This is a genomic window from Kitasatospora sp. NPDC051914, assembly GCF_040680995.1.
Taxonomy (GTDB): Bacteria; Actinomycetota; Actinomycetes; order Streptomycetales; family Streptomycetaceae; genus Kitasatospora.
In genome coordinates this window covers 57374-71717 of sequence record NZ_JBFAXX010000017.1, presented here as the reverse complement: position 1 = coordinate 71717, position 14344 = coordinate 57374, and the positions used below count along the sequence as shown (strand labels likewise).

The window sequence follows — 14344 nt, the reverse complement described above, 5'->3', positions numbered from 1 at the left end:
AGAAGTGAAGGAAACGCTGTGAGCGTCATCAGTCTGGTCTCGTACGAGGACGCGCTGGCCTCGTACGACCCGGTGATGGGCCTTGAGGTCCACGTCGAGCTGGGTACCAGGACCAAGATGTTCTGCGGGTGCTCCACCGAACTCGGTGCCGAGCCCAACACGCAGACCTGCCCCACCTGCCTCGGCCTGCCCGGCTCGCTGCCGGTCGTCAACGCGGTCGGCGTGGAGTCGGCGATCCGCATCGGCCTCGCCCTCAACTGCGAGATCGCCGAGTGGTGCCGGTTCGCCCGGAAGAACTACTTCTACCCGGACATGCCGAAGAACTTCCAGACCTCCCAGTACGACGAGCCGATCGCCTTCAACGGCTACCTCGACGTGCAACTGGAGGACGGCGAGGTCTTCCGCGTGGAGATCGAGCGCGCCCACATGGAGGAGGACACCGGCAAGTCGACCCACGTCGGCGGTGCCACCGGCCGCATCCACGGCGCCTCGCACTCGCTGCTCGACTACAACCGGGCCGGCATCCCGCTGATCGAGATCGTCACCAAGCCGATCGTCGGCGCCGGCGAGCGCGCCCCCGAGGTCGCCAAGGCGTACGTCGCCGAGCTCCGCGAGCTCATCCGCGCCCTGGGCGTCTCCGAGGCCCGGATGGACAAGGGCCAGATGCGCTGCGACGTGAACCTGTCGCTGCGCCCCAACGGCACCGAGAAGTTCGGCACCCGCAGCGAGACCAAGAACGTCAACTCGCTGCGCAGCGTCGAGCGGGCCGCCCGGTTCGAGATCCAGCGGCACGCGACCGTCCTCGGCGACGGCGGCACCATCGTCCAGGAGACCCGCCACTTCCACGAGGACAACGGCAGCACCACCTCGGGCCGGGTCAAGGAGGAGGCGGAGGACTACCGCTACTTCCCCGAGCCGGACCTGGTGCCGATCGCCCCCTCCCGCGAATGGGTCGAGGAGCTGCGGGCCACGCTGCCCGAGCTGCCGCGCGTCCGCCGGGCCCGGCTGCAGGCCGAGTGGGGCCTGTCCGACAAGGACATGCAGGCCGTGCTGAACGCCGGCGCGGTCGAGCCGATCCTGGAGACCGTCGCCGCCGGCGCCCCGGCCGACCAGGCCCGCAAGTGGTGGCTCGGCGAGCTCGCCCGCCGCGCCAACGAGACCGGCACCGAGCTCGCCGACCAGCCGATCACCCCGGCCCAGGTCGCCCGGGTCTGCGCGCTGGTCGCCGAGGGCAAGCTCAACGACAAGCTGGCCCGCCAGGTCATCGAGGGCGTCCTCGCCGGCGAGGGCGAGCCGGACGAGGTCGTGGCCGCGCGCGGCCTGGCCGTCGTCTCGGACGACTCCGCGCTCGGCGCGGCCGTCGACCAGGCCATCGCCGACAACCCGGACGTCGCCGCCAAGATCCGCGACGGCAAGGTGCAGGCCGTCGGTGCCCTCGTCGGCGCCGTCATGAAGGCCACCCGCGGCCAGGCCGACGCCGCCCGCGCCAAGGACCTCATCCTGGAGCGCCTCGGCGCCTGAGGTCCCCCGGGGCCGCCTCTGAGGTACCTCAGACCGGCCGACCGCACCGCAGGGCCCGTGCCCGCCCCTTCTAAGGGGTGGGCACGGGCCTTCTTTGTCCCCGCGGCCGCCCTCCTGAGCCCGCCGCCCCGGGAAGATCCGGCAGGCTGCCGATGTGCCCGGCCCCCCTGGGGGAGGAGTCTCGAAGTCGGGAAGCCCCCAGGGACGAGACGAGGAGAAGCGCCATGCTGGAGTACGAGCTCTTCATGCAGCGCCAGGCGGAACTCGAGCACCGGGCACACCTGGAGCGGATGGCCCGGCAGGCCGCTCAAGCCGGGGGGCCGCACGTCGGAGCACTGCGCCGGTTCGCCCGCAGCCTGCTGCACGCCGCCCCGGCAGCGCCGCTGCAGACCGCCGGACCGGCCGGATGCTGATGGCCGGCGGCCCCGGGGACACGGAAGGGGAGGACGCCACGGGCGCCCTCCCCGTCGGCCGTCCACACCTTGGGACCGCATCTCAGTTCGTGTCCGCACCTTGTGTCATGCTCGCCAGCATGGAGCAGATTTCGGTCAGCCCGGTCTTCGTCGGCCGCAGCCGCGAGACCGAGCTCCTCGCCACCGCGCTGGTCCGGGCCGGGGCCGGTGAGCCCCAGGCCGTCCTCGTCGGCGGCGAGGCGGGCATCGGCAAGACCCGCCTGGTGGAGGAGTTCCTGCACGGCGTCCGGGCACCGGGGGCCGTCGCGGCCGTCGGCGGCTGCCTGGAGGTCGGCGCCGAGGGCCTGCCGTACGGCCCGCTGGCCACCGCCCTGCGCCGGCTGCACAGCGAACTCGGCCCCGCCTTCGAGGAGGCCGCGGCCGGCATGGAGGGCCACCTGGCCCGGCTGCTGCCGGAGTTCGGCGAGCCCGACGCCGGGCCCAACGACGAGTTCGGCCGCGCCCGCCTCTTCGACCACGCCGCGCGCCTCGTCGAGCGCCTCGCCGAGGACCGCACGCTGGTGCTGGTCGTCGAGGACCTGCACTGGTCGGACCGGTCCACCCGGGACCTGCTCGCCTACCTGATCCGCACCCTGCACCGGGCCCGCGTCCTGGTCGTCGCCACCTACCGCAGCGACGACCTGCACCGGCGCCACCCGCTCCGCCCCTACCTGGCCGAGCTCGAACGGCTGCGCACCGTCCAGCGGCTGGAGCTGGAGCGGTTCGGCCCGGCCGAGGTCGCCGCCCAGCTGGCCGGCATCCTCGGCACCGAGTCGCCCGACCGCGTCCTGGTCGACCGCATCCACCGAAGGGCCGAGGGCAACCCGTTCTTCGTCGAGCAGCTCGCCAGCGCCCAGCGCGAGGGCTGCACCGTCGGCATCCCCGACACCCTGCGCGACATCCTGCTCGTCCGCGTCGAGACGCTGCCCGACGACACCCAGCACATCCTGCGGATCGCCGCCGAGGGCGGCACCTGCGTGGAGCACGACCTGCTCGCCGCCGTCCTCGACCGCCCCGAGGAGGTGCTGATCGAGGCGCTCCGCACCGCCGTCGGCGCCGGCGTGCTGCGGCCGGACACCGACGGCGACGGCTACTGCTTCCGGCACGCCCTCGTCCGCGAGGCCGTCTCCGACGACCTGCTGCCCGGCGAGCGGCACCGCATCAACCGGCGCTTCGCCACCGTGCTCGACGCCGACCCGGGCCTCGTCCGCGGCGAGGCCTGCGCGGCCCGCCTGGCCAACTACTGGTACCACGCGCACGAGCCCGCCAGCGCCCTGCCCACCGCCCTGGAGGCGGCCCTGCAGGCCCACCGCCGCAACGCCTTCGCCGAGCAACTGCGCATGCTGGAACGCGTCCTGGAGCTGTGGGACGAGGTGCCCGACACCGTCCGCGCCACCCCGGTCCGCCCCCGCGACCGGGCCGAGACCTACCCGTCGTGCGGCTGCACCGGGGAGGCCCACGACCCGTCCTGCGCCGGCCTGCAGTTCGTCGACGTGCTGGCCGAGGCGGTCGTCGCGGCCCGCCGCAGCGGCGACTGGGACCGCGCCGTCGCCCTGGTGAAGCGGGCCCTGGCCCTGGTGGACGAGGACCGCGACCCGGCCCGCGCGGCCTGGTTCCGGGTGCAGCTCGCCAAGACCTGCGGCCACCTGGAGCGGCCCGGCGGCGGGGAGATCGAGTACGCGTACCGGCTGGTCTCCGGGCTCGGCCCGTCCGCCGTCCAGGCCGAGGTGCTGGCCATGGACGCCGCCCAGGGCATGCTCGGCAACCCCGCCCGGTCGCACATGGACGTCGCCGAGCAGGCCGCCGCGATCGCCCGCCAGGTCGGGGCCGGCGCGGTCGAGCAGCACGCCCGGATCACCCTGGCCGGGCTCTACGAGGAGTTCGGCGAGCCGGAGCGGGCGCTCGGCCTGCTGGCCGACGCCATCGAACGGGCCCGCGAGCTGGGTGCCGCGGACGTGCTCTGCCGGGGCCTCAACAACCAGTCGTGCATGCTGCAGAGCCTCGGCCGGTCCGCGGACTCCCTGGAGGCCTCCCGCGAGGGCCTCCAGGTGGCCGGCCGCACCGGCCTGCTCGGCACCGCGGGCGGCTGCCTCACCGGCAACCTGGTGGAGGCGCTGACCTCCCTCGGCCGCTGCACCGAGGCCGCCGCGACCCTGGACTCCTGGGAGTACGGACCCCCGCTCGACCCGTACCACGAGTTCCTGGACCGACTGCGCGGCGAGCTGAGCTTCCTGGCGGGAGACCTCGACCAGGCCGCGGAGCTCAACCGGCGGGCCCGCGCCGCGGACCTCTCCCGGCAGCCGCAGAACGTGCTCCCCTCCACCACCCTGGCCGTGCGCATCCACGCCCGGCAGGGCAGGCCGCTGGAGGCACGGGCCGAACTGCTCGCCGCGCTCGACCTCGACCTCACGGCCGGCCACGAGGCGCTGATGCTTCCGCTGCTCGTCCACGGCGCCGGCGCCGAGGCCGACTCGCGCGGCCTGCCCGCCGCCGACCTCGGCCGGCCCGTGGTGCTGCGGCGGATCGCCCAGGCCGCCGCCCGGCTCGACCCCCAGGTGCCGCTGCACCGGGCCTGGGCCCGGCTGCTGGACGGCGAACTCGCCCGCGCCCAGGGGCTCGACGCCCGCGAGCACTGGGCCGCGGCGATCGCGCTGCTGCGGCCGGTCGGCCTGCCCGGCCCGCTCGCCCTGGCCCTGCTGCGGGCCGCCGAGAGCGCGGCCGCGGGCGGCCACCGGGACGAGGCCCGCCGGCTGCTCAAGGAGGCCGCCGACACCGCCCGGGCCAGCGGCGACCGGTACCTGGAGGAGGAGGCCGCGCACTTCGCCGAGCGCGCCCGCCTCACCGGCGGCCCCGCCGCGGAGCGGGAGGGCGGGGAGCCGGCCGAGGAGGAGCCGGCGCTCGGCCTCACCCCGCGCGAGCGCGACGTGCTGCGGCTGCTGACCCTGGGCCGCACCAACCGGCAGATCGCCGAGGAGCTCTACATCTCGCCGAAGACCGCCAGCGTGCACGTCTCGAACATCATCGCCAAGCTCGGGGTGAACGGTCGCGGGGAGGCGGCGGCGGTCGCCTACCGGCTGCGGCTGTTCGGCGCCGGGACGCCGGCCTGACGGCGCCCGCCCGCTGAGCCGAACGGGGGGCGCGAGGGGCGCGCAGGGATGCGCGCCCCTCGTCCGTGCGCTGTCGACACCGCCCGGAAGGACTGGACCAGCGCTGCCGCCGGCCCTCCGGTCATTACTCTAAGTTGAGTGGGCGTGCCGTTGAGTGACGGCAGTGGTGTAGTGTCCCGAGTGGGAACACCGGTGCGGCACGGCGGAACAGGCCTCCTGCGACACGATGGTGACGTGGCGTCAGACCACGCCGGCGCCGCCGCACAGCCGAGGTCCGGGCGCGGACGAGCCCCGGGCCGGAGGGGGAGATGTCGAGTGAACTCCACCGATGCGGTGCTGCCCGCCGCGGCCCCCGCCCCCGCACCCCGGCACGAGCCCGCCCCGCCGCGCCGCACGCTCTCCCGGGCCCTCACCCGCGCCACCGGCCGCATCGGCAGACCCGCAGCCCTGCTGGTCCTGCTGTGCGCCGGATACACCACCGGGGCCGCCCTCGGCTGGGGCTCCGGCGAGGTCTCGCTCGTCATGGGTGACTTCGGCCTCGCCGCGGCCGCCGCCGCGGCCGCCGTCTCCTGCCTGGTGCACAGCTTCCGGGTCGGCGGCCCGCTCCGCTCCGCCTGGCTGCTCTTCGGCCTCGCCTCCGCCGCGGTGGCCTTCGGGAACGGCGCCTGGGGCTGGTACGAAGTCGTCCTCGGCACCCCGCTGCCGCAGGACTCGCCCGCCGACTACGCCTTCCTGCTGTTCGCCCCGCTCGCCATCACCGGCCTGCTGGTGCTCGCCCAGCGCCCCCGCACCCCGGCCGGCTGGTTCTGCCTGCTGCTGGACGGCTGGCTGGTCGCCGGCTCGCTCTTCACCCTCAGCTGGAGCCTCGCCCTCGGCCGCACCGCCCAGGGCCAGGCCGGCGACCCGCTGGAGGTCGCCCTCGCGCTCGCCTACCCGGTGATGGACATCCTGCTGGTCAGCCTGGTCGTCGGGCTGCGCTTCCGGCGCCGCGACGGCAACCGCGCCGCCGTCCACACCGCGATGGTCGCGCTCGCCGTCACCGTCGTCTGCGACGCCCTGTTCACCTCCCCCGAACTGCGCAACAGCTACCACTCCGGGGAGCTGCTCGACGCCGGCTGGTTCGCCGGCAGCCTGCTGCTCGCCTGGGCCCCCTGGTCGCCGGACGCCCGCCGCTCCTCCCGCGAGCACCCCTCGGCGGGCGGCCTCCCGCGCCGCCGCGTCGCCTCCACCTTCAGCGCCCTCGCCCCGTACGCCGCGGCCGCCGTCTGCACCGCCGGCATCCTCTACAACGCGCTCGGCGAGGGGCACCCGCTCGACCGGGTGGTGCTCGCCGCCGCCTGCACGGTCGGCCTCGCCCTGATCGTCCGGCAGGGCGTGATGCTGCTCGACAACCTCTCGCTCGCCCAGGAGCTCGCCCACAAGGAGGCGCACTTCCGCTCGCTCGTCCAGGGCTCCAGCGACGTCATCATGATCGCCGGCGGGGACGGCGTGCTCTCCTACATCAGCCCCGCCGCCCTCGGCGTCTACTCCCGGGACCCCGAGGAGCTGGTCGGCGGCAACCTGCTCGACCTCGTCCACCCCGAGGACGTCGAGCGGGTGCTGCGCGAGGTGCGCCGCTTCATGGCCCGCCGGCACCTGCCCGGCCTAGCCGAGAGCACCGAGCCCTCCGCCCGGGTGGAGTGCCGCATCCGCTCCGGCACCGGCGAGTGGCTGCACGTGGAGTCCACCGTCAACAAGCACCGCGACGGCCTCATCCTCAACAGCCGGGACGTCACCGAACGGGTCAGGCTCCAGGCGCAGCTCCAGCACAACGCCTTCCACGACCCGCTGACCGACCTGCCCAACCGCGCCCTGTTCGTGCAGCGGCTGAAGGCCGCGCTCGGCGCCGGCCGGGCCGACGGCCGCGGCGAGCGCGCCGGCGACCCGGGCGGCGCCGCCGTCCTCTTCCTCGACCTCGACGGCTTCAAGGCGGTCAACGACACCGTCGGCCACCAGGCCGGCGACGAACTGCTCGTCCAGGCCGCAGGACGGCTGCGCCGCGCCGTCCGCGCCGACGACACCGTGGCCCGCTTCGGCGGCGACGAGTTCGCCGTCCTGGTCTGCGGCCGGCTCGGCCCCGACCGCGTCCGCGACCTCGCCGAGCGGGTCCGCGCCGCGCTCTCCGAGCCGTACTGGATCGGCGGCACGGAGCTCGGCGTCGCCGCCAGTATCGGCATCGCCTTCGCCCCCCGCGACACCGCCCCCGGCGCAGACCCGAAGGCCGCCACCGACGAACTGATGCGCAACGCCGACCTCGCCATGTACCGCGCCAAGTCCCAGGGCAAGGGCCGCGTGGTGCTCTACCGGCCCGGCATGCGCTCCGAGGTGGAGCGCCGCACCGAACTGGAGGCCCGGCTGCGCACCGCCGTCCGCGAGGGCGGTTTCACCCTGCTCCACCAGCCCGTGGTGGACCTCGCCACCGGCCTGGTGGCCGGCGTCGACGCACAGGCCCGCTGGCGGTCCGCGCAGGGCCTGCTGCTCACCCCCGCGGAGTTCCTGCGCACCGCCGAGCACGGGGACGCGGCCGCCAGGTTCGCCCGCTGGCTGCTCCAGGAGGCGGTGGCCGCCGCGGCCGCCCGCCGCCGCGACCTGCCGGGCCCGGTGCCGGTCTGGGTCCGGCTGACCGCCGAGCGGATCTGCTCGCCCGGCCTGTACGAGACGGTGGCGGGCGCCCTGCGCGAGACCGGCCTGCCCGCCGACCAGCTGGTCGTCGAGGTCGCCAGGACGGGCCCGGACAGCACCGCCGACGAGCTCGGCCGCCGGCTCGCCGCGCTCCGGAGGCTCGGGGTGTCCACCGCGGTCGGCGGCTTCGGCGCGGGCGGCGGCTCGCTCGGCGCGCTCGCCCGGCTGCCGCTCGACACCCTCAGGCTCGACTGCAGCCTCGTCCAGGGGATCGCCGACTCCGCGCTCGCGCGGGCGCTGGCCGGGCACGCGCTCCGGCTCGGCCGGGACCTCGGCCTGGTCACCGCCGCCGAGGGCGTCGACCACCCCCGGCAGGCCGAGGTGCTCCAGGAGTTGGGCTGCCGGCAGGCGCAGGGCCCGGTCTTCGCCCCGCCGCTGGACGAGCCGCGGCTGCGCCGGGCGCTGGCCCGCCGGTCCTACCCGCTGCCGCGCCCGGTCGGGGCGTCCGCGGGCCGCCGGTCGCACCTCGGACCGGACACCCGTACGAGTGGCCGTACCGAGCCGCCCGCAGCCCGGGTCGGGCACCACCACACCCCCTCCGACCTGCCGGAACGCCATGCCGTGGGCGGTCCGTCCGGGGGTCCGCATGGTGAGACCTCCGTCCCACCAGCTTGACACCCGCTGCCGCGGGGGAGGAAGGTCGGTGCCATGCGCACCCGAATTCTCGTACTTGGCGGGCGCGTCGGCTGAGTGGGCCCCCGTGCTCCGCTCCAGACAGACCGACGCGCCACCCCTCGCATGCCCTGGGCACGAGGGGTTTTTTGTTGCACGCGAACTGTTCCACCCCTGCAAGACCACTGGCCCCAAGCGCCGCAAATCGGGACGATTGGGGCAGAGCCGGCTTACCGGCCCGACGCACGGCAGGACCCTCAGCTGCCCGGGCCGGCAGAACCCGAGAAGAGACAGGCAGATGACTGAGCACGCCGCATCCCCCCGCCGCGGGGACACCCCGGCAGCCCACGCTCCGGGTCAGCAGACCACCGTCGAGACGATGACCGGAGCGCAGTCGCTCATCCGCTCCCTCGAAGCCGTAGGCGCAGACACGGTCTTCGGCATCCCCGGCGGTGCGATCCTCCCCGCGTACGACCCGCTGATGGACTCCACCAAGGTGCGCCACATCCTGGTCCGCCACGAGCAGGGCGCCGGCCACGCCGCCACCGGCTACGCGCAGGCCACCGGCCGCGTCGGCGTCTGCATGGCCACCTCCGGCCCGGGCGCCACCAACCTGGTCACCCCGATCGCCGACGCCTACATGGACTCCGTGCCGATCGTCGCGATCACCGGCCAGGTCGCCTCCAAGGCGATCGGCACCGACGCCTTCCAGGAGGCGGACATCTGCGGCATCACCATGCCGATCACCAAGCACAACTTCCTGGTCACCGACCCGGCCGAGATCCCCCGGGTCATCGCCGAGGCCTTCCACATCGCCGCCACCGGCCGTCCCGGCCCGGTGCTCGTCGACGTCGCCAAGGACGCCCTGCAGGCCACCACCGTCTTCCGCTGGCCGGTCGAGACCTCGCTGCCCGGCTACCGCCCGGTCACCAAGCCGCACGCCAAGCAGATCCGCGAGGCCGCGAAGATGCTGGTGAGCGCCAAGCGGCCGGTCCTCTACGTCGGCGGCGGCGTGCTCAAGGCCCGGGCCAGCGCCGAGCTGCGCATCCTCGCCGAGCTGACCGGCGCCCCGGTCGTCACCACCCTGATGGCCATCGGCACCTTCCCCGACAGCCACCCGCAGCACCTGGGCATGCCCGGCATGCACGGCTCCGTCCCGGCCGTCACCGCGCTGCAGAAGGCCGACCTGCTCTTCACCCTCGGCGCCCGGTTCGACGACCGCGTCACCGGCAAGCTGGACAGCTTCGCCCCCAACGCCAAGGTCGTCCACGCCGACATCGACCCCGCCGAGATCGGCAAGAACCGCCCGGCCGACGTGCCGATCGTCGGCGACGCCCGCGAGGTCATCGCCGACCTGATCGTCGCCGTCCAGGCCGAGTACGACGCCGGCCACAAGGGCGACTACGCGGACTGGTGGAGCAAGCTCGACGAGTGGAAGCGGACCTACCCGCTGGGCTACGAGCCCGCCCCCGCCGGCGAACTGTCGCCGCAGCAGGTCATCGAGCGGATCGGCCAGCTGGTCGGCTCGGACGCCATCTACGCCGCGGGCGTCGGCCAGCACCAGATGTGGGCCAGTCAGTTCATCCGCTTCGAGAAGCCGGCCACCTGGCTCAACTCCGGCGGCGCGGGCACCATGGGCTACGCCGTCCCCGCCGCGATGGGCGCCAAGGCCGGCAAGCCGGACACCGCGGTCTGGGCGATCGACGGCGACGGCTGCTTCCAGATGACCAATCAGGAGCTCGTCACCTGCGCCCTGAACAACATCCCGATCAAGGTCGCCGTCATCAACAACGGCTCCCTCGGCATGGTGCGCCAGTGGCAGACGCTGTTCTACAACCAGCGCTACTCGAACACCGTCCTGCACGCCGGCCCGGAGCACGACGGCAAGGAGCCGCCGGCCCAGGGCACCCGCATCCCCGACTTCGTCCTGCTCTCCGAGGCGATGGGCTGCGTGGGCCTGCGCTGCGAGCGCCCGGAGGACCTGGACGCCGTGATCAAGCAGGCGATGGAGATCAACGACCGCCCGGTCGTCATCGACTTCATCGTCCACCAGGACGCCATGGTCTGGCCGATGGTGGCCGCCGGCACCAGCAACGACGAGATCCAGTTCGCCAAGGGCGTCCGCCCCGACTTCGGCGACGACCTCGACTGACGGCCCCGACCTTCCGATAGAGAGTCCATGACCACCATGTCCAAGCACACCCTCTCCGTCCTGGTCGAGAACAAGCCCGGCGTCCTCGCCCGGATCGCCTCGCTGTTCTCCCGTCGGGGCTTCAACATCGACTCCCTCGCCGTCGGCCCGACCGAGCACCCGGACATCTCCCGGATGACCATCGTGGTCAACGTCGAGGACCTGCCGCTGGAGCAGGTGACCAAGCAGCTCAACAAGCTGGTCAACGTGATAAAGATCGTCGAGCTCGACCAGAGCCAGGCCGTCCAGCGCGAGCTGGTCCTGGTCAAGGTCCGCGCGGACGCCGAGTCCCGCTCGCAGATCGTCGAGATCGTCCAGCTCTTCCGCGCCAAGACGGTCGACGTCTCGCCGGACGCGGTGACCATCGAGGCCACCGGCAGCTCCGACAAGCTGGAGGCCATGCTCCGCATGCTGGAGCCGTACGGCATCAAGGAGCTCGTGCAGTCCGGCCTGGTGGCGATCGGGCGGGGCGCCCGCTCGATCACCGACCGCTCGCTGCGCGCCCTCGACCGCAGCGCGTAGTGACGCCGGCGCGCCGCGCGGGCGCGCCGTCTCACCCCCTGAAGCACCGCCCCGAACCCCCGCCGGGTCACCTACGGTGGAGACCGCACCACCCGGCATCACCATCACTGCAAGGAGATGTGCCCCCGTGGCCGAGCTGTTCTACGAAGACGACGCCGACCTGTCCATCATCCAGGGCCGCAAGGTCGCGGTCATCGGCTACGGCAGCCAGGGCCACGCCCACGCGCTGTCCCTGCGCGACTCGGGCGTGGACGTCCGCGTCGGCCTGAAGGAGGGCTCCAAGTCCAAGGCCGTCGCCGAGGAGGCCGGCCTGCGCGTGGTCACCCCCGCCGAGGCCGCCGCCGAGGCCGACGTCATCATGATCCTGGTGCCGGACCCGATCCAGGCCGACGTCTACGAGGAGTCCATCGCGCCGAACCTGAAGGCGGGCGACGCCCTGTTCTTCGGCCACGGCCTGAACATCCGCTTCGGCTTCATCAAGCCCCCGGCGGACGTCGACGTCTGCATGGTCGCCCCGAAGGGCCCGGGCCACCTGGTCCGCCGCCAGTACGAGGAGGGCCGCGGCGTCCCGTGCATCGTGGCCGTCGAGCAGGACGCCACCGGCAACGCCTTCGCGCTGGCCCTGTCCTACGCCAAGGGCATCGGCGGCACCAAGGCCGGCGTCATCAAGACCACCTTCACCGAGGAGACCGAGACCGACCTGTTCGGTGAGCAGGCCGTCCTCTGCGGTGGCACCGCCGCCCTGGTCAAGGCCGGTTTCGAGACCCTGGTCGAGGCCGGCTACCAGCCGGAGATCGCCTACTTCGAGTGCCTGCACGAGCTGAAGCTCATCGTCGACCTGATGTACGAGGGCGGCCTGGAGAAGATGCGCTGGTCGGTCTCCGAGACCGCCGAGTGGGGCGACTACGTCACCGGACCCCGCATCATCACCGCCGACACCAAGGCCGAGATGAAGAAGGTCCTCGAGGAGATCCAGGACGGCACCTTCGCCAACACCTGGATCGCCGAGTACAAGGCCGGCCTGCCGAAGTACAACGAGTACAAGAACGCCGACGCCGACCACCTGCTGGAGACCACCGGCAAGAAGCTGCGCAAGCTCATGAGCTGGGTCGACGAGGAGGCGTAAGCACCTCCCGGGGGTCATCCCCCTTGTACAACTCGGCTGCTCCCGTCCGGGTGATTTCTCCGGACGGGAGCAGCCCGCCCCGAAGCCCGCCGATACACTTCCGAGTGCGCGTCAGGCCCACAGCGTCGTGCGTCTAGCTACGCGGCATGCCACCTTCCCCCGCTGGTCACGCCACCTTCGTGCCGGGGCGAACCGGACAGTTAAGGACACACTGTCGTGAGCAAATCCGTAGTACTCATCGCCGAAGAGCTGTCGCCCGCCACCGTCGACGCCCTTGGCCCCGACTTCGAGATCCGCCACTGCAACGGCGCGGACCGCACCGAGCTGCTGACCGCCATCGCCGACGTGGACGCGATCCTCATCCGCTCCGCCACCAAGGTGGACGCCGAGGCCCTGGCCGCCGCCAAGAAGCTGAAGGTCGTCGCCCGCGCCGGCGTCGGCCTGGACAACGTGGACGTCTCCGCCGCCACCAAGGCCGGTGTGATGGTCGTCAACGCGCCGACGTCCAACATCGTCACCGCCGCCGAGCTCGCCTGCGGCCTGCTGATCTCCGTCGCCCGCAACATCGCGCCGGCCAACGCCGCGCTCAAGCAGGGCGAGTGGAAGCGCAACAAGTACACCGGCGTCGAGCTCTCCGAGAAGGTGCTCGGCGTGGTCGGCCTCGGCCGGATCGGCGTCCTGGTCGCGCAGCGCATGTCCGCCTTCGGCATGAAGATCGTCGCCTACGACCCCTACATCCAGGCCGCCCGCGCGGCCCAGATGGGCGTCAAGCTGGTCTCGCTGGAGGAGCTGCTGGAGGTCTCGGACTTCATCACCGTCCACCTCCCCAAGACCCCGGAGACCGTCGGCCTGATCGGCGACGAGGCGCTGCACAAGGTCAAGCCGACCGTGCGCATCGTCAACGCGGCCCGCGGCGGCATCGTCGACGAGGCCGCGCTCGCCAGTGCCCTCAAGGACGGCCGGGTGGCCGGCGCCGGCCTGGACGTGTACGCCAAGGAGCCGTGCACCGACTCGCCGCTGTTCGCCTTCGACAACGTGGTCGCCACCCCGCACCTGGGCGCCTCCACCGACGAGGCCCAGGAGAAGGCCGGCATCGCCGTCGCCAGGTCGGTGCGCCTCGCGCTGGCCGGCGAGCTGGTGCCGGACGCGGTCAACGTCCAGGGCGGCGTGATCGCCGAGGACGTCCGCCCGGGCCTGCCGCTCGCCGAGAAGCTCGGCCGGATCTTCACCGCGCTGGCCGGCGAGGTCGCCGTCCGGCTCGACGTCGAGGTCCGCGGCGAGATCACCCAGCACGACGTCAAGGTGCTCGAACTCTCCGCGCTGAAGGGCGTGTTCGAGGACGTGGTGGACGAGACGGTGTCCTACGTCAACGCCCCGCTGTTCGCCCAGGAGCGCGGCGTCGAGGTCCGTCTGACCACCTCCAGCGAGAGCCCCGAGCACCGCAACGTCATCACCGTCCGCGGCACCCTCGCGAACGGCGAGGAGGTCGCCATCTCGGGCACCCTCTCCGGCCCGAAGCAGATCCAGAAGATCGTCGGCGTGGACGGCTTCGACGTGGACGTGGCGCTCACCGACCACATGGCCTTCTTCACCTACGAGGACCGCCCCGGCGTGGTCGGCACCCTCGGCCGCATCCTCGGCGACGCCGGCATCAACATCGCGGGCATGCAGGTCGCCCGGGACGGCTCCGGCGCGCTCGCCTCGATCACCGTCGACAGCGAGATCTCGCAGGACGTGCTGAACGCCATCTCCGCCGAGATCGGCGCCAAGTTCGCCCGCGCGGTGAACCTCGGCTGAGCCTGCATCAAGGCCTGTGACCAGGGCCCGGACCGCTTCGGCGGTCCGGGCCCTGCTGCGTTCGGGGGACGCCGGAGGCCGGCCCGCCGGCGTCCGCGTCTCAGATACTAGGAAATCCAACTATTCGTGCAGACATCCTCGCTCCGGCGTCGTACCGTGAAAGAGCCATACGGTGAGCCACCCCTGCAAGCCCAGGGACGTGGCCCGTGTGCGCCCGTACGCGCACCGGCAGGCGATCCCTGCCCGGCGTACCCACCCTCCGCCATTCCTCGCGCCCTGCAGCAGGTGCGCACGC

Annotated in this window: 8 protein-coding genes; all 8 read left to right on the top strand. The window is 73.2% G+C overall.

Annotation, left to right across the window (positions count from 1 at the left end; translation table 11 throughout):
• Positions 1-18 precede the first annotated feature (18 nt).
• The 8 genes from gatB (at position 19) to serA (ending at position 14049) form a co-directional block, all read left to right on the top strand.
• Complete coding sequence (gatB, locus tag AB0M03_RS13740) at positions 19-1521, top strand: Asp-tRNA(Asn)/Glu-tRNA(Gln) amidotransferase subunit GatB (RefSeq protein WP_363491586.1); 1503 nt, start codon at positions 19-21, stop codon at positions 1519-1521.
• Between the two features lie 224 nt (positions 1522-1745).
• The gene (locus AB0M03_RS13735) at positions 1746-1934 is read left to right on the top strand and encodes a hypothetical protein (protein ID WP_363491585.1); all 189 of its coding nucleotides are present in this window, start codon (positions 1746-1748) and stop codon (positions 1932-1934) included.
• 119 nt (positions 1935-2053) lie between these two features.
• Complete coding sequence (locus AB0M03_RS13730; protein ID WP_363491584.1) at positions 2054-5080, top strand: AAA family ATPase; 3027 nt, start codon at positions 2054-2056, stop codon at positions 5078-5080.
• Positions 5081-5509: 429 nt separating this feature from the next.
• Entirely contained in the window at positions 5510-8416 is a 2907-nt protein-coding gene (locus AB0M03_RS13725) for an EAL domain-containing protein (RefSeq protein ID WP_363491638.1), read from the top strand.
• A 295-nt stretch (positions 8417-8711) separates the two neighbouring features.
• A complete protein-coding gene (locus tag AB0M03_RS13720) occupies positions 8712-10565 on the top strand; it encodes an acetolactate synthase large subunit (protein ID WP_363491583.1) in 1854 nt (617 codons plus the stop codon).
• Positions 10566-10601: 36 nt separating this feature from the next.
• Entirely contained in the window at positions 10602-11126 is a 525-nt protein-coding gene (gene ilvN / locus AB0M03_RS13715) for an acetolactate synthase small subunit (protein ID WP_263107951.1), read from the top strand.
• 127 nt (positions 11127-11253) lie between these two features.
• Complete coding sequence (ilvC, locus tag AB0M03_RS13710; RefSeq protein WP_263103553.1) at positions 11254-12252, top strand: ketol-acid reductoisomerase; 999 nt, start codon at positions 11254-11256, stop codon at positions 12250-12252.
• Between the two features lie 216 nt (positions 12253-12468).
• A complete protein-coding gene (gene serA, locus AB0M03_RS13705) occupies positions 12469-14049 on the top strand; it encodes a phosphoglycerate dehydrogenase (RefSeq protein WP_363491582.1) in 1581 nt (526 codons plus the stop codon).
• Positions 14050-14344 lie beyond the last annotated feature (295 nt).